Annotated in this window: 13 protein-coding genes; 9 read left to right on the top strand and 4 right to left on the bottom strand. The window is 43.7% G+C overall.

The window, feature by feature from the left end:
• The first annotated feature begins 36 nt into the window (after positions 1 to 36).
• Complete coding sequence (locus tag H0262_RS03040) at positions 37 to 954, top strand: histone deacetylase (RefSeq protein ID WP_181209649.1); 918 nt, start codon at positions 37 to 39, stop codon at positions 952 to 954.
• Between the two features lie 29 nt (positions 955 to 983).
• On the opposite strand, the gene H0262_RS03035 is transcribed toward H0262_RS03040, so the two are convergent.
• Both H0262_RS03035 and coaBC read right to left on the bottom strand, forming a co-directional pair.
• Positions 984 to 1,760 (bottom strand): sulfite exporter TauE/SafE family protein, encoded by a 777-nt coding sequence (locus tag H0262_RS03035; RefSeq protein ID WP_181209648.1) that lies wholly within the window; start codon positions 1,758 to 1,760, stop codon positions 984 to 986.
• Between the two features lie 133 nt (positions 1,761 to 1,893).
• Positions 1,894 to 3,255: a bifunctional phosphopantothenoylcysteine decarboxylase/phosphopantothenate--cysteine ligase CoaBC gene (gene coaBC / locus H0262_RS03030; protein ID WP_181209647.1), complete on the bottom strand. Its 1,362-nt coding sequence runs from the start codon at positions 3,253 to 3,255 to the stop codon at positions 1,894 to 1,896.
• A 118-nt stretch (positions 3,256 to 3,373) separates the two neighbouring features.
• Here coaBC and radC point away from each other — a divergent pair, with 118 nt between their 5' ends.
• The 3 genes from radC to H0262_RS03015 all read left to right on the top strand — a co-directional run bounded on the left by radC (position 3,374) and on the right by H0262_RS03015 (position 9,077).
• On the top strand, positions 3,374 to 4,057 hold the full coding sequence (radC, locus tag H0262_RS03025) for a RadC family protein (RefSeq protein ID WP_020444268.1): 684 nt from the start codon (positions 3,374 to 3,376) through the stop codon (positions 4,055 to 4,057).
• 320 nt (positions 4,058 to 4,377) lie between these two features.
• Positions 4,378 to 7,317, top strand: a complete 2,940-nt coding sequence (locus tag H0262_RS03020) for an acyl-CoA dehydrogenase (RefSeq protein WP_181209646.1) — start codon at positions 4,378 to 4,380, stop codon at positions 7,315 to 7,317.
• Positions 7,318 to 7,703: 386 nt separating this feature from the next.
• Complete coding sequence (locus H0262_RS03015) at positions 7,704 to 9,077, top strand: dicarboxylate/amino acid:cation symporter (RefSeq protein WP_011514436.1); 1,374 nt, start codon at positions 7,704 to 7,706, stop codon at positions 9,075 to 9,077.
• Positions 9,078 to 9,203: 126 nt separating this feature from the next.
• On the opposite strand, the gene H0262_RS03010 is transcribed toward H0262_RS03015, so the two are convergent.
• On the bottom strand, positions 9,204 to 9,959 hold the full coding sequence (locus H0262_RS03010; protein WP_181209645.1) for a TSUP family transporter: 756 nt from the start codon (positions 9,957 to 9,959) through the stop codon (positions 9,204 to 9,206).
• A 566-nt stretch (positions 9,960 to 10,525) separates the two neighbouring features.
• Here H0262_RS03010 and nhaA point away from each other — a divergent pair.
• Together nhaA and H0262_RS03000 are read left to right on the top strand one after the other, a co-directional pair.
• Positions 10,526 to 11,728: a Na+/H+ antiporter NhaA gene (gene nhaA, locus H0262_RS03005; protein ID WP_011514438.1), complete on the top strand. Its 1,203-nt coding sequence runs from the start codon at positions 10,526 to 10,528 to the stop codon at positions 11,726 to 11,728.
• Positions 11,729 to 11,806: 78 nt separating this feature from the next.
• Positions 11,807 to 13,171 carry an oxygenase MpaB family protein gene (locus tag H0262_RS03000; RefSeq protein ID WP_181209644.1) on the top strand — a complete coding sequence of 455 codons (1,365 nt, stop codon included), beginning with the start codon at positions 11,807 to 11,809 and terminating at the stop codon, positions 13,169 to 13,171.
• A gap of 84 nt (positions 13,172 to 13,255) precedes the next feature.
• Here the strand turns inward: H0262_RS03000 and H0262_RS02995 are convergent, their stop codons facing one another.
• Positions 13,256 to 13,993 carry a CoA pyrophosphatase gene (locus H0262_RS02995; RefSeq protein ID WP_020444274.1) on the bottom strand — a complete coding sequence of 246 codons (738 nt, stop codon included), beginning with the start codon at positions 13,991 to 13,993 and terminating at the stop codon, positions 13,256 to 13,258.
• A 159-nt stretch (positions 13,994 to 14,152) separates the two neighbouring features.
• On the opposite strand from H0262_RS02995, the gene H0262_RS02990 reads away from it, so the two are divergent.
• The 3 genes from H0262_RS02990 (at position 14,153) to H0262_RS02980 (ending at position 17,010) form a co-directional block, all read left to right on the top strand.
• Positions 14,153 to 14,674, top strand: coding sequence for an HPP family protein (locus H0262_RS02990; RefSeq protein WP_133104776.1), 522 nt, complete (start codon positions 14,153 to 14,155; stop codon positions 14,672 to 14,674).
• 321 nt (positions 14,675 to 14,995) lie between these two features.
• Positions 14,996 to 15,559 (top strand): NUDIX hydrolase, encoded by a 564-nt coding sequence (locus tag H0262_RS02985; protein ID WP_011514442.1) that lies wholly within the window; start codon positions 14,996 to 14,998, stop codon positions 15,557 to 15,559.
• A 131-nt stretch (positions 15,560 to 15,690) separates the two neighbouring features.
• Positions 15,691 to 17,010 (top strand): serine hydrolase, encoded by a 1,320-nt coding sequence (locus tag H0262_RS02980; RefSeq protein ID WP_181209643.1) that lies wholly within the window; start codon positions 15,691 to 15,693, stop codon positions 17,008 to 17,010.
• Positions 17,011 to 17,080: the final 70 nt, after the last annotated feature.

Here is a 17,080-nt window from a genome sequence, read left to right as displayed (position 1 = left end):
TACTCAGAAAAGCTTTAATACGATATTAAAAATACTATGTTAAAAATTGCCTACTCCGATATTTTTCGTTATTCAGTACCCGAAAAACATCGCTTTCCGATGCAAAAATACAGCATGATTCCTGAGCGCTTATTAGCGGAAAAGACTATTAGTGCAAATAACTTTTTTGCGCCCACACGCTTAAGCGAAGATGAAATCTTAACGACGCATACTGCTGACTATTGGTATCAACTTAAGACCCAAACGCTACCAAGAAAAGAAGCACGAGCGATCGGCTTTGAGATGACGCCTGAGTTAGTAGAGCGTGGGCGCTATATTGCTCACGCGACTTATGAATGCGCACTTTTTGCACAGCAATACGGCGTCGCGATGAATGTCGCGGGTGGTACCCATCATGCCTTTGCCGATCATGGTGAGGGATTTTGCGTCTTTAATGATGTCTGTGTCGCGAGCAATTTGCTATTAAATCGCGGACAAGCACAAAGGATATTGGTCGTTGATTTAGACGTCCATCAAGGCAATGGCAATGCCAGTATCATGGCAGATGAGCCACGCGTTTTTATCTTTAGTATGCATGGCGCAAAGAACTATCCGTTTCGTAAACAAGTATCAGACTTAGATATTGAGCTAGATAACGATACTAGTGATGAGCAATATTTACAGATTTTAGCGCAGACCTTGCCAGAACTGATAACGGATTTTGCACCTGATATGATTTTTTATCAGTCGGCGGTTGATGTACTAGCGACGGATAAATTAGGCAAGCTAGGTTTAACCATAGAAGGCTGCAAGGCGCGTGATGAGTTTGTCCTACGCCAAGCCAAAACTACCAATATTCCAATCGCTATCGTCATGGGCGGCGGTTATTCAGAGGATATTAATGATGTAGTTGAAGCGCATTGCAATACCTTTCGACTGGCGCAGCAGATATTCTTTGATAAGGCGACTGACTAAAATTTAGCATAATTCTATTCTCGCTTCTGCTAAGCCATAAACCACATAATCCCCTGCCAGCCGATACGTATACCAAGTACTGTGAGGATCACTAAGATAAGCTGACGAAAGCGTGCTTGTGGTAGATAACGTCGCAAGCGGATGCCGACTAAGAGCGCGGTGATTGACATGACACTAAGTAAAGCAATCAGTTGCCATTCACCACTGCTTAGTGCCATGATAGGCTCACGTAATACAATGATTTGGGCAATTTTACCCAAGAAATAGCACATATTGCCGACTTTAGCGATAGTATGCTTATCGTTGCTTGCAGACAATAAATACATCATCAATATGGTCGACATAGCATTGGTCGCGCCGCCAATCACGCCTGCACTAAAGCCAACGATGATTAACACAGGCTTGGTAGCAGGTAGACGAAGTTGCTTACCAAGCAAGCTGCTTACGACGTAAAAACCAATAACTGCTGCCAATAACAATAAAATATATGCGCTATCGACCCATAGTAAGAGCTTCGCGCCTAGAATACTACCGAGTAAGCTGGTCAATGCCAGTAACCAATAGCGCCTGCCGTAATAGATGAAATTTTGCCAAATCGTGCGACCACCACCTGCCAGCCAAGTCATCGCATTGAGTAATAACGATGGAAAAATGACTAATACAATAGCATGTGGTAATGGATACATACTGGCAAGCGCGGTAGTAGTCACCAAGGTGATACCTAGGCCACTAATACCGTGTAGTAAGGATGCCAGAGCAAAAATCGCAATGAGCAATAACGTTTGAGTACTATCGCCATCTATCATGTTAGCCCTACTAGTCAATAGTCAAAACTTCATATCTTTTTCGATATGTATTATGCTTATGCAACAAGTAATCATACTAATCGTCACTACAATGCGTACTGTAATGAGCAGCACTGAGCACTAATAAACATTACTAAATACTGTGACGTTGCCAAATCGCCTCACCAATAATCGTCGTTAGCTGCTCAGCAATTTTATCCTTACTCGCTTTATCAAGTATGATGCTATCGTGCTCATAATGTGTGGAGAAAAAAACCTCCATTGCATTGTCATCACTGGCAAAGCCAATATCAGCACGTGAGACGTCATTGCAAGCAATCAAATCTAAATCTTTAGAAAGCAGCTTACCACGAGCATAACGTTCAACATCTTGAGTTTCTGCTGCAAAGCCAACGACAAACAACTCAGGATGAGCAAGCGAAATCGTCGCTAAGATATCAGGGTTTTTGACCAAGCTCAGCGTCATCGAATCTTGGGTTTTTTTAATTTTTTGTGGTGCCGCCTCTTCCGTTCGATAGTCAGCCACCGCAGCGGTGGCGATAAAGATATCAGCCATTTTCATGCTACCGTCATCGATAGCATCAGTATGCTCATCATCGCAATCACAATCGCCATGGTCATGGCTGTGCTCGTGCATATGATCGTGAGAATGATCATGTTCATCTTCAACCATATACTGTAGTGCACTATGCGTGCCTGTCACACACTGCTGCGCGACCGTCAACATCTCTTTAGCTGACAATACATCAATGCGTGTGACATTGAGCGGTGTTGGCAAAGCAACTTTGCCACCAGCAATCAAGATAACGTCTGCACCAGCAGCAACACAGGCACGCGCCAAAGCAAAACCCATTTTCCCCGTAGAATGATTAGACAAATAACGCACCGGGTCAATGGCTTCAACGGTCGGTCCTGCGGTAATCACGACTCTTTTACCTGCCAATAACTGAGGCGTCGTCTGCATTGCTTGAAACAGTAAAATTTCTTCTAATAACTGTTCAGGCTCAGGTAAGCGTCCTGCACCCACATCACCACAAGCTTGCTCACCACTAGCAGGCGCAATGATTTGATAATTCATATCACGCAAGGTTTGCACGTTTAAGTTAACGGCAGGATGCGCCCACATCTGTTGATTCATCGCAGGCGCGATAATGACTGGCGCTGTCGTTGCAAGACAGACCGTGGTCAGTAAATCATCTGCCATACCCATTGCCAGCCGCGCTAACGTATTGGCAGATGCCGGCGCGATGACCATAAGGTCTGCCCATTTTGCAAGCTCGATATGACCCATGCCCGCTTCCGCTTTTTCATCGAGTAACGAGATATGCACCTCATTACCCGTCAAAGCTTGTAGGGTTAGTGGAGTGATAAAAGCCTGTGCACCTGACGTCATAACGACGCGCACCTCAAAGCCTGCCTTGATTAATAGACGGGCGAATACAGCAGATTTATAAGCGGCAATACCGCCAGTGATAGCAAGCAAGATATTTGACATAAGCGTGGCATCAGCAAAAAATTGAAAGATAAAATTGCGCTTATAGTAGCAATTATGCGATAAGTTAGGGAAAGTTTTCTAAATTTATCTCGTCGCAAGTGCATCTTAAGGAATAAGCATGGCAATCAAAGACTGGCATGAGGATGATAGACCGCGTGAGAAGCTATTAAAATTTGGCGCCGCGCACTTATCCGACGCTGAGATATTGGCGATATTTCTGCGCACGGGCACACAGTCGCAGTCAGCCATTGAGCTGGCTCGCCATCTGATCGAGCAATTTGGTAGCCTAGCAGAGCTGTTAGCCGCGCCACAAGAAACTGTCCTTGCTTGTCACGGCATCGGTCCTGCCAAATACGCGCAGATACTCGCCTCACTTGAGATGGGCAGACGCTATTTGGACAGTCAGCTTAAAACGGGTCAAGGACTTGGACGCTCGCAAATGGTCAAAGACTATATCAGCACTCAGTTGCGCGGTGAGCCGCGAGAAGTGTTCGCCGTGCTATGTTTGGACAATGCCTTGAATCTAATCAATTTTGAGATATTGTTTACAGGCGGCATCTCTTCTTGCTCCGTCTGTATAAAGCATGTGCTACGTCATGCGTTAAGCCATGCTGCAAGCCAGCTCATTATTGCTCACAACCATCCGCATACCGATGCTAAGCCATCAACGGCGGATAACTTGTTAACCTATGAGCTCAAAAAAGCTTGTGACCTAATAGATTTGTCTTTGATTGACCATGTCATCGTTGGGCGCAATGAGACTTTATCTTATGCTGAAAACGGTTTAGCGCCTTTTAACTAACGTTTAATGACTCGAATTTGGTTATATACACAAATCTTGATACATATTATCGACACAGCGTAGCGTTTTCGCTCTTGATAGTTATAAACAACTGTTTCATATTGGTAGTTAACTTCATTTTTGGGAGAGCCTTTATTCCCGATGCGAAGTTTTTATTTTATATCAGCTCTATTTGAAATCATTAATGTCAAAAAACTAAAACTATTTTTCACTATAAAAAAGGAAGCTTGGAATATAAAACAACAATCATAGTTATTTCAAACTTTCTTATTCACTTATATTTTGACGCTTTTTTATCAAGCGTTGCAAAGGAGGCAGTTATGGCCATTGGCTTATTTATTTTGGCAGTCATCATTCAATTAGCCATGGTCTTGGCCATCTTTTTGTTGTCATTATCGCGTATCACAGGCAGCATCGTTGCTTTAATCACTGTCCTCGTTACTGCTTTCATCAGTCCATGGTCGCTTATCCTAGGTCTACCCATTGCGCTACTTTGCCTGATGTTGCTGATCACCCCTATTCGTCAAAGCATGATCACCAAGCCTGTTTATAAAGCCTTGGGCGGTGCCATGCCAAGCATGAGTGACACCGAGCGTGAAGCACTTGATGCTGGTACTAGCTGGTGGGAAAAAGAGCTGTTTATGGGCGCGCCTGATTGGGATACGTTTGCAAAATACCCCTATCCAGAATTGTCAGAAGAAGAGCAAAGCTTTATAGATAATGAAGTAGAAGTGCTCTGTGCAATGCTTGATGAGTGGCAAATTCATCATGAAGATAAAGAGCTGTCACCAGAGGCGTGGCGATTTATCAAAGCCAATGGCTTTTTGGGTTTAATTATTCCCAAAGAATATGGTGGATTAGACTTTAGCTCATATGCCCAAAGTCGCGTGATGAGTAAGATTGCCTCACGCTCGCCGACTGCCGCAGTGACTTGTATGGTACCGAACTCGCTTGGTCCTGGTGAGCTATTGATGCATTACGGTACCGATGAGCAAAAGCAGCGCTGGCTACCGGGTCTAGCGAAAGGTGAAGAGGTTCCGTGCTTTGGCTTAACAGGTCCAGAAGCGGGCTCTGATGCAGGTGCGATTCCGGATACTGGTGTGGTTTGTTATGGCATGCATGAAGGCGAGCAAGTGCTGGGCCTGCGCATGAATTTCTCTAAGCGTTGGATTACTTTAGCCCCTATCGCCACAGTAGTAGGTTTGGCATTTAAAATGCATGACCCCGAAGGCTTACTTGGTGATCTTGAAAAAACCGATTATGGTATTACTTGTGCGCTGGTGCCTGCCAGCCACCAAGGGGTCATTATCGGTCCACGCCACAATCCAATCGGTTCGCCATTTATGAATGGGACAGTCGATGGTCAAGATGTCTTTATACCGCTAGATTATATTATTGGTGGAGTGGAAAATGCAGGACGTGGCTGGCGTATGCTGATGGAATGCTTGGGCGTCGGTCGCGGGATCTCATTACCTGCCCTCTCAACCTCAGCCAGTGAAATGAGCTATTTGTCGGTTGGTGCCTTTGCAAAGGTTCGTGAGCAATTTAAAATCTCCGTCGGAAAATTTGAAGGCGTGCAAGATGCCACCAGCCGCATTGCCAGTAATACTTATATGTTAGAAGCTTTTAGGCATCTGGTGACTTGTGGTCTAAACCAAGGTGGTACGCCATCAGTGATGACAGCAATGGCAAAATACTATGCCACTGAGACCATGCGTTCAGTAATTAATGATGGTATGGATGTCGTTGGTGGTCGCGCAGTACAAATGGGACCGCGTAACTTTTTAGCCATTCCTTATCAAGCGATCCCAGTATCAATCACCGTTGAGGGCGCCAACATATTGACGCGCTCGTTGATGATTTTTGGTCAAGGGGCGATGCGCTGTCACCCTTATCTATTCGATGAGTTGCAACTACTACAAAGCGAAGATAAAGAAGGCGCGCTCAAGCAGTTCGACAATTTATTCTTTAAGCATTTGGGCTATACCTTTAATCGCGGTGCGAAGGCGTTCGTCGCAGGCTATGTTGGTGGCAGCAATGATGCGCCAAATTTTGCGGATAATTTTACCCGTCCCTATTACAAAGACATTAACCGCTTAAGCGCAGGCTTTGCTTTAACTGCTGACATGTCTTTAGGGTTATTGGCTGGTGATTTAAAACGCAAAGAGATGCTATCTGGGCGCTTAGCAGACATCCACTCTCATCTATTTATCTGTACAGCTATTTTGCAGTTTTATGAATATGGCAGCAAATCAGTCGCTGAGCGCTTGCATGCTGAAGTGGCGTTAAAAAATAGCCTTTATACTATCCAAGAAGCATTCCTATCTTTATTTGCCAATTTTCCAAATCAGTTTGCAGCCAAATTAGTGAGCTTTGTGACTTTTCCCAGTGGTCGTATCTTTGCCCCAGTGAGTGATGAATTAAAACGCCAACTGGGTGATACGTTTATGGATGATTTTGAAGCAAATCCCTTCCGCGACTATCTTAAAACCATGGTTTATTATAATACTGAGCCGGATGATGTCACAGGGCGTATGGAGCATGCTTATCAAATACTGCTCGAAGTCGAACCCTTATGGCAGAAATTTAAAAAAGCAGAACATAAAGACAGTTTTGAAGGTTTAACTTTTGAAGATCATGTGGTCTATGCCAGTCAAAATGGCGACATTACTGAAGAAGAAGCTGAACAGTTAATAACCTATAATTCTATACGCTATGATTCCTTATTGACCGATACATTTGATAAGCATTTATCAAAAGTGCAAGAACGTGCTAACCCACACAGTTTAGAGAACGCTGTACATAGGCTAACTGACTATGCTGAACTAAAAAGCGATGCTCAGTTAAAAAACAATGCTCAGTTAAATCAGGTATTGAACCCTGATAATCTGCAGCAGACCTCTGAAAATATCGCATCAATTGATTCAATGCCAGACAATAACCAACCAACAGGAGATGCTAACCCTGATCATGGCTATGAGAGTGATGGCGATGTAAAAATGGTCAATGAACAAGATACCGCCAAGGAAATTAATGCACAGACTGATTTTCAGGATTCACATCCTGAAATAGAAGCCCTTGGCTCGCGTCACCGTGATGCAGCATCGCATCTAAATGAACGTATGAGTTATAACCATAGATTAAACAAAGATAAATTTGCTAGCACAAGTAGCGAGCAAGACAATCACGAGCAGCAAACAGAAACCAGTGACCCTACATGGAAAGATGGTTTGCGCCGTGACGAAAACGACAATGTCTAACTAGGATTGATCTACCTATCGCCATTTATCTATATTGATTGAAGCAAGTGAGATGGTCTCATCAGAGTCATCTCGCTTTTTTATTTTACCGCTCATATTATTTTTTTATGCTCCTTCAACAACGCTTCATTCAGTCAAATTCATATGAATTTTTGACAGATGAAAAATCCGAACATACTAATATTGTAATGTCACGTTATTTAAGTCATAAAAAAATCTTGCAGTCTCCCTAACTATTCTTTTATATTGTCCCCCAAAATCTGACTTAAAGGTCAGTTCATATATTTATAGACGTCACAGCAACAGTCATGACAGCAATCTTGCCCTCATATTGAGCGCGCTATTGTGTCTATTGCTGTGCGTAACGGACACCAAGGATAGCGTTTATGTGGAAAAATATGGGTTTGACCGGCAAAATTATTGTTGCCATGGTGCTCGGTATTATACTGGGTCTATTTATAAACTACTCTGGCTTGAACACGGAAGGCAGCTTTGTTAATAATTATGTCACCAACGGTTTTCTTGCCATTGTCGGTAAGCTGTTTGTTAACTCGCTAAAAATGCTCGTCGTACCACTGGTCTTGATTTCACTGATCTGCGGCGTATGCGGTATCGGTGATATTCGTCTATTAGGACGTATTGGTACCAAAACCTTTTTCATCTATATGGTGACGACCGCCCTGGCGATTGCAACTGCTATTGGGCTTGGCGTGCTGTTTGGTATCGGAAAAGGCATGAATATAGCAACAGAGGCGGCGTTTGAAGCTGAGAAAGCGCCACCACTACTCGATGTATTTTCCAATATTATTCCCTCTAACCCCATCAGTGCGATGGCAAACGGCGACATGCTATCGATTATCTTCTTTGCCGTTTTGATTGGTATTAGTATTTTGATGGTAGGAAAACCCGCTAAAGGCTTGGTTCAAAGTTTAGAGCTAATCAATGAAGTCATCTTAAAAATGGTGACTATCATTATGAATCTTGCACCATATGGTGTCTTTGCGCTATTGACCAAAGCCATGGCAGAGCTTGGCTTAGACCTGATTTGGTCATTACTTGGTTATGTTGCGGTACTGGTTGGCTCACTGGCATTCCATTTCTTTGTGACCATGATGATTGTCCTCAAGCTGTCTTCAGGCTTGTCAGTCAGAACGTTTTTGGCAAAAATGCGCGAAGTACAGATTTTTGCTTTTAGTACTTCAAGCTCGAATGCAACGATTCCAATTACCTTGCGTACGGTCACCAAGCGCATGGGTGTTAATAACTCAGTTGCTTCATTCACTATCCCTTTTGGCGCGACGATCAACATGGATGGTACAGCCATCATGCAAGGCACAGCGACCATTTTTATTGCCAATATTTATGGTATTGACTTGGGTATAACTGAGTATTTGACCGTTATTTTGATGTCAGTGCTCGCCTCTGTCGGTACGGCAGGTGTTCCGGGTGTTGGTCTAATCATGCTGTCAATGGTATTTGCCCAAGTCGGTCTACCGATTGAAGGTATTGGTCTTATTTTAGGGGTCGACCGTATCCTTGATATGTTACGTACAGCAGTCAATGTCGGCGGAGATGCTGCGGTGACCGCTATCGTCGCAAAATCAGAAGGTAAAATGGATTTAGCGATTTATAACGATCCTGATGCTGGCTCAAAAGATGTCTTTGACGGTCATATCGATGAGAACAGCGAACGCGAATTCTCTGAAGTCTTTAGCGATGGCATTATGGGCAGCGAGTATGACGATGTTAAGCGCGGCTAATCGTGATCAGTGATTGCCTATAAATAAGTCATAAAAAAACCTCAGCCGATTGGTCTGAGGTTTTTTTATGCAGCAAGTGCGTTTTTAGACCAAGAGTTGCATTCTTCTTGATCAATCTACCCTCCACTAACCGAGTACATATTTAGTCACCATCACAAGACAAACCAATACAATCATGGGACGAATGAGTCTACTGCCGCCTTTTACTACCATATGCGAGCCAAAATACGCCCCTATAGTTTGCCCTACCATCATCGCCAGCCCTACTGTCCACAATACATTACCGCCCAATATAAAGAAGATTAATGAGCCAATATTGGTCGATAAATTCAGTACCTTTGCCGCACCAGTTGCTTCGATAATTTTTCGACCACGTAATGCCACATTGCCAAGCGCAAAAAACATACCCGTCCCAGGTCCCATATAGCCGTCATAAAAACCAATTAAAGGGGCGGCAATTTTTTGCCAAGTACCTTCTGAGATACGAGGGGCAGCTTCCACTTCACCAAGTTTGGGGGCAAACAAAGTATAGATACCAATGGCTGCAATCAAAAATGGAATCAGCTTTTCTAACAAGTCAGGTGGCGATAACTGCACCGCGATTGAGCCAAAGATAGAGCCAATAAAAGCCGCAATAATCGCTGTTTTAATATTCTTGGGTTTGACCACACCCTTTCTAATCATCGTAATAGACGCCGCTAGTGCCCCTGATGCTGCTTGTAGCTTATTGGTACCCAATGTCAATACAGGCGGAATATTGGCAAGTAGCATGGCAGGAATAGTCAACAAACCACCGCCACCAGCAATAGCATCGATAAAACCTGCCAACGCGGCTACAGCGGTCAACATTAAAATAACTTCAATAGAAAGGGATACGTCCATGACACTGACCTGCAAAATTTATGATATAAGAGACACAAGCCTTAAAACATTCAACCAATGCTACTTCTTAGCAGCATTTTTTTAGCAATACTTTTTGATAGTATTTGTTTAAAAACGCTCATTTAAAAGTAGTTGGATGAATATCAGGCAAAAAATATGGATAGATAATGTGTATATTATTTTGATAACGGCTAATGCTATAAGAGTCAAATCCGATGCTAACCGTTACGTAAAGCGGCTTATTATAAAGATAAAACTGCGAAAAAAGCCATAACCCTAGCAAAGTCTGCTAGATTTATCGCACAAGGTACTTTAAAAACAGCTTTTTTCGTCATGAAGCTTTCAAGTTAAAAGGTAAAACCGGTAACCTATTTCATTTGTTTATATGAATAAGAATATGAGAAACTAGGGATATACATCTATTACACTGGTATTATAAACATCAGTGCTAACAAAGACTCGTCCCCATATGTGGTCGCGTACTTAAGGCGGAGCCATTACAGACATACAAGAATACTTGAGCTTTTGAATACTTTCGCACGTTTTATTTGGTTAATGAGGACAATATGGCAATACATAAAATCAGAGCGTTTTTTAATCTCGAGGCTTCGGGCGGTATCGTCCTAGCGCTGGCAGCTATCGCAGCAATGATTATTGCTAATACTTCTCTAAATACGTGGTACGAATCCTTTATTCACGCACCTGTCGCTATTCAAATTGGCAGCTTCTCAATCGCCAAAGATGCGCATCATTGGATTAATGATGGCTTGATGGCAGTGTTCTTCTTTTTAGTGGGACTTGAGCTTAAGCGTGAAGTGTTAATCGGCGAGCTGTCCAATGTAAAGCAAATTATCTTGCCAGCAGGGGCGGCTCTTGGCGGCATGATCATGCCAGCCATCGTCTATCTGTTTTTTAACTATAATGAACCTGAGTTTTGGCGAGGTTGGGCGATTCCTGCCGCAACCGATATCGCCTTTGCTCTTGGTATTTTGAGCTTACTTGGTAATCGCGTACCTAACTCATTAAAAGTATTCTTAGTCTCAATTGCTATCTTTGATGATATCGGCGCGATTATTATCATTGCTTTATTTTATACCAATGATTTATCGCTTGGTTCACTGGCTATCGCGGGCTTATGTCTGCCGTTTTTATATCTGCTTAATCGCCGTAACGTTACTAGCATAACTCCTTATTTGCTAATTGGCGTTATCATGTGGGTTGCCGTACTCAAATCCGGTATCCATGCAACATTAGCTGGGGTTGTATTGGCGCTATTTATTCCTTTATTTGATCGCACTGACCCTGAGCATTCCCCGCTTGAAGAGCTTGAGCACGACCTACAAAACACCGTTTCTTACGGTATCCTGCCATTGTTTGCTTTTGCCAATGCGGGCATTTCGCTTAAGGGCGCAGGGTTTGGTGAGCTGTTTCATTCTGTGCCGCTTGGTATTGCCGCCGGACTGTTCATCGGTAAACAAGTAGGCGTCATGCTGATGTGCTGGTTAATCTTTAAACTGGGCATTTCTACTATGCCAAAAGGCATGAACTTTAAGCAAATCTACGGCGCAGCATTGTTATGTGGTGTGGGCTTTACCATGAGTTTGTTTATCGGTGGGCTTGCATTTGCCGGTGAGACACCATTATTTGATGAGCGTTTGGGTATCATTATGGGTTCAATCGTCTCTGGTATCGCAGGTTATATGATGCTCAAAGCCACTTTAAAAGATGAGGTTAATGTAACCTCTGTAGACTTGACGCGCCATTCTTAATAAAAGATTGAGCTACTTTATTCCAAAATAGCTCAATCAACTTAATAAAAAGCAGTTGATACAGAGTTGCTTATAAATATGGATTCCATCGACATCTCTAAAAAAATCGCTAAAACAAGTACCGCCAGTGCTCGGCGAGGTGCAGGCTGTCATCAAGCGCCTGTTTCTTATCAGCGTCATGGACGCACCACTGCCATTGATGACCATAGTGATCTGCAAGTATTAAAACGCATTAAGCGCTATCTACTGCCAAAAGACTTTGTCATATCGCAAAATTTGTTAGAGGAAATAGTTGCAGGCTACGATATTGGCGATCCAATAGCAGATGATCTAGCCTCTGATGGCATTCGTTTTGCCAAGCCATTACAGCAGTTTATTCTTGATAAGAAAGCGGACTCTAACCTCAAGAATAATTCCTCATTCAACGCATTAACTGAACAATTTAGTCGCCATCCCGATTGGTTTGATCCTAAGCTTGCCCAAATCGGCGCGGTTGCCTATCGCCGTTATCCACTGATGCTGATTTGGTTGTTGCGTAATGTGGCCCTCATGGCAGGCTATAGTATCCCTGCCTTATCGCTACCGCTGATTCAGACTGGCGCACTGATGCATGACGCTTTACCAAGATTGATGCGTACCTACGCCTATATCTTGGCGGTCTCTGAGCACCCTCAATTGCATTTAGATTCAGAGCATAGAAAACCTAATATTGAACGAGTATTGGCTATCGGCTCTGAAGGTTGGCAGCAATCCATTAAAGTACGTCAAATACATACCTCAGTACGACAGAACTTGCTCAAAGGTAAAGGCAATGCTGCTAAAGGCGTCATACCAGATGCCAACCAACATCACAACCCAGATGGCAGCTGGAATACTGCATATTGGGGTATTCCTATCAATCAAACCGATATGATTGCTACTCATTTGCAGTTTTCACTGTTGATTATGCGCGGATTAAGATTACTTGGCGCCCGTATTAGCACTGAGGAAGCAGAAGGCATTTTGCATTTATGGAATCTTGCCAGTTATTGGATGGGAGTTGATTTGCAGCGACTGCCAAAGGATGAAGCCGCCTATTGGGAATGGCTCTATACCTATTTGTCGATTCAGCAGCTTGATTTTAAAATGGGACGACCACTGGCAAAAGCCCTGCATGATTTGCCACGTCAGCTGATGGGTGAGGACAATCGCCGTGGGCGTTTTGTTGAGATGGTCAATGCCAGCGTGACCCGTACCTTGGTTGGTGATGATATTGGCGATGGGCTAAACCTACCAAAATCAAAAATACGCTTTGGCGTATTGTCTTCCGTGCCGATTCTATTTGCCCTCGATACTGCCCGTCAACACAATAGTAGAGTCGCCAACAAGCTAGAAGCATTTCGTGCTAAACGCCAAGACAATATGAACTGGTGGTTAAAGAAAAATGATGAGTATTATAAATAGAATGCATTCATTCATTATCACTAACGTTTATAATAACTATCTTCCTTCGCCAAAAACATGATTATTAGCGAGTGTCTAACATTTCTATGATCGAGTGTCTTGTATGCGGTAATACCACTCTAGCTGCCGATCAAAGCCTGTTTCTAATAAACTGGCAATGACTCGTCCCGTCAGACCCCACACTGTTTCGCCATCTACTTGCCAGCTCGGTGTCAGTAGCGTTGCTGCCTGATCTTGCAATGTATATTCTATAGAATATTCGACTGTCGGCTGAGTTAATAAAGTCTCAAAATCTGCCCAAAAAATGCGTGATATCTCCCCAAGCTCTGGCACCAAAAGCAGATCTGGCGCAATCAGCGCCACAATAGGACGTACACTCATACCACTTTTAGAGGTTTGGATAGGCAGTTGACCAAGCAGCTGAACTTTATTAGGCGGTAGCGCAGTTTCCTCGCAAGCCTCACGTAGGGCGGTAACGACATTGTTACCATCACCTACTTCATGTTTGCCACCAGCACAGGATACCTCGCCAGCATGACTATTCATATGAGCAGCGCGGCGAGTCAGCAGCAGCTTAGGATGGCGCTCATGAGTGATAGCGACCAAGATAGAGGCATCGGCGATTGGGGTTTGATAAAGACTATTTAAAATACGGGCACTGCGCGAATGGTCGTGAGAGTCATAAAGTGCGGGACTAGCAATAGCCTTTAAGGTCTCGTGCTGCACCCGTTCAGCCAACTTCCTGATCGTGGGATAACGTATAAAATCTGGTACAGCGACTGTCATTTCATCAAAACGTACGGACTGTGAGGGATTTAGCATTATAATTGCCCTGTATTTTTATCAGTATTAGCCATCAAAACGTTGAATGGTTGCAGCAAGCAGATTGCGACAACCGTCAGATAGACATGATCTTTTATCATTGTACGACTGCAATTGGTCCTCATGGATCAAGGGTGTCATTCATATATTATTTAGGAAATGCTCGTGGATAAGATTTTTTCATTACATAAAATGCAGGGCAAAACTGATGATTGCCCGCAAAGATTGCCATTAGTCATCATTGCCATTGCTTGGGCTGGCGGAACATTTGCCACTGCTGTATTGGCATTACTGGGAAATTGGCAAAATATCGCGATGATTTTGGGCTCATTTGGCGCCAGCTGCCTGCTTATTTTTGCTTATCCAGAAAGCCCTTTTGCTCAGCCAAGAAACATTGTCGGTGGTCATCTTATTACTACCTTTACTGGCTTAGCTTTTATGTCTTTATTTGGGGTTGAGTGGTGGAGCTTGTCCCTTGCCGTTGGTACGGCAATTGCTCTCATGTTACTGCTGCGCGTACCGCATCCACCTGCAGGCTCCAATCCATTGATTGTGATGCTCGGCGGCGTAAAGTGGCATTTTTTGCTCACTCCGACGCTAGTAGGTGCCCTTGCCTTAGTAGTGGTAGCGCTCATTTACAACAACATTGGTCGTGGCAGACACTACCCGCGCTATTGGTAACATAGTCAATTTAAAGTAGAGTCCCTTATAGCCTAGCGCAATCTGATAATAACTGCATACCTTTTGTGTGACTGATAGGCTTGGTCTATTCTGTTAGCACACAAGGAATTCCAACGGTGATTCAACTCACAAAATACGCTGTTATTATTATCATTGCCAGTATGAGGAAGATTTGTGCTATCTTAATATAAAGGGCGATTGTCAGATAATAATCTGATATTCGATAGCCCTAGTATCTGATACAACAATAATTATAAATCTTAAAGTTATACGTCTTAAAGTAACCTTATCTCTCTCATTTCATTATATAAGGCAGTCAATATGCGCTATTGTCTACAATGCGGTTGTGAAGCAGAACGCAAAATACCAGCTACGGATAATATACCGCGTTTGGTATGCCCAAACTGTCATTATATTCATTATGAAAACCCAAAGATAATCTGTGGTTCACTGGTCGTCCATAAACATCGGGTGCTGCTCTGTCGACGCGCAATCGAGCCGCAGTATGGCTTATGGACGTTACCTGCAGGCTTTATGGAAAACGGCGAAACCATGGCCGAAGGTGCCGCGCGTGAGAGCTTTGAAGAGGCTGACGCGGTCGTGATCAATCCACATTTATATTGCTTGTATGACATTCCAGATATTGGTCAAATCTATAGCATCTATATCACCGAACTAAAAGACGGTGCTTATGGTATCGGCTCTGAAAGTCTTGATTGTGCGTTATTCACAGAAGAAGACATTCCTTGGGATAAGCTTGCGTTTGAAGCGGTACGCCGTACCCTAAAAAGCTATTTTGCAGACCGTCAACATTACGACAGTTATGATCAATTCCCAATTCATCAAGAGATCATTGGTAAAGACCAAGCCATTAAGCGCTATTAATAACGAAGCTCGCTAAAAAGCTGACTTACAAAAGCAAGTAGTAAAGACCGTTGATAAGAATTAAGCTCAAATCTTATCAATGGTTTTTTATTGCCTAATGTTAACCGCTTAAGCTAAGTCGCGAGGATACCATGCTGACACTACAACACTCTTTTGCCCTATTACCGCTAACTTTAGCCCTAGGGCTGACGAGTGTAAGCGGTCATGCTGAAAGCACCCCTTTAACCGCTAAGGAATCAGACCCGCAAACGCTCGGCTGGATGCAAGGTTTCCCGCCTCCAAAAGACAAGCTAATCACTCAACCACAGTCGGACTTTTTTAGCTTTCCCAAACTGCGTTGGACAGTCTGTCATATTCGAGAGCTAATGCCCACTACCGAAGTCAGTCGCGGTATCGGTGCACCATCCAAACTTGACTATGCACTCGATAAAAATATTGATGCCATTACCTTTACCCCAACCAATAGCAAACGCCCTATGACATGGCGGCAGTCACTTGATGCCAACTATACAGACGGCATTATGATCATGCATCATGGCAAGGTCGTCTATGAGCGTCAAAATGGTTGCCTCAATGAGCTGGGTAATCACGCCGCAATGTCGATGACCAAGTCAATGACAGGATTATTAGCAGAAATCCTCGTCACCGAAGGTAAGCTTGATGATAAGGCATTGGTTGCCTCTATTATTCCTGAGCTGGCAAAAAGTGGCTTTGGCGATGCCACCGTACGCCAAGTGATGGATATGACCACGGCGCTCGATTATAGTGAAGACTATGCCGATCCTGACGCAGACATCTGGAAGTATTCAGAAGCGGCAAGCCCGTTACCAAAACCCAAAGGCTATAGCGGACCCAATGGCTATTTTGAATATCTGCAAACGGTACCTAAAAAGGGCGAGCACGGTGTAGAGTTTAACTATCGAACCATCAATAGTGATGCACTCGGCTGGATTATTTCACGCACCACTGGCAAGGCAATCGATGACCTGCTCTCTGAACGTATCTGGCAAAAAATCGGTGCCGAACAAAGCGCGTATATGACGGTCGATGCTAAGGGTACGCCGTTTGCTGGCGGCGGCATCAGTGCAGGTTTGCATGATATGGCACGTATTGGCAGCTTGATGCTCAATAAAGGCGAGATGAATGGTGAGCGCTTATTCCCAACAGCGGTAGTCGATAATATCGAAGCTGGCGGTGATAAAGGCGCATTTGCAAAAGCGGGCTATAAACAGCTCAATAATGGCAGCTATAAAAGTATGTGGTGGCTGTTTAATAATCCCACGCCTATTTATGCAGCACGTGGCGTCCACGGTCAAACGGTCTATGTTGATCCAGCAGCCGATATGGTCATCGTTCGCTTTTCCTCATACCCTGAAGCCAGTAATGGTAAAATCGACCCAACTTCGCTACCTGCCTATAAAGCAGTCGCTAATTACTTAATTAAAAAGTAAGCCTTTTAAAAATAATGCCTAAAGATAAAAACCGCCGCTTTCATTTTAGTGAAAGCGGCGGTTTTTTATA

Origin of the sequence: Psychrobacter sp. D2, from assembly GCF_013608135.1 — a bacterium.
Taxonomy (GTDB): Bacteria; Pseudomonadota; Gammaproteobacteria; order Pseudomonadales; family Moraxellaceae; genus Psychrobacter; species Psychrobacter cryohalolentis.
Note: the sequence above shows the minus strand (reverse complement) of the source record. Positions and strands in the feature narration are given on the sequence as shown.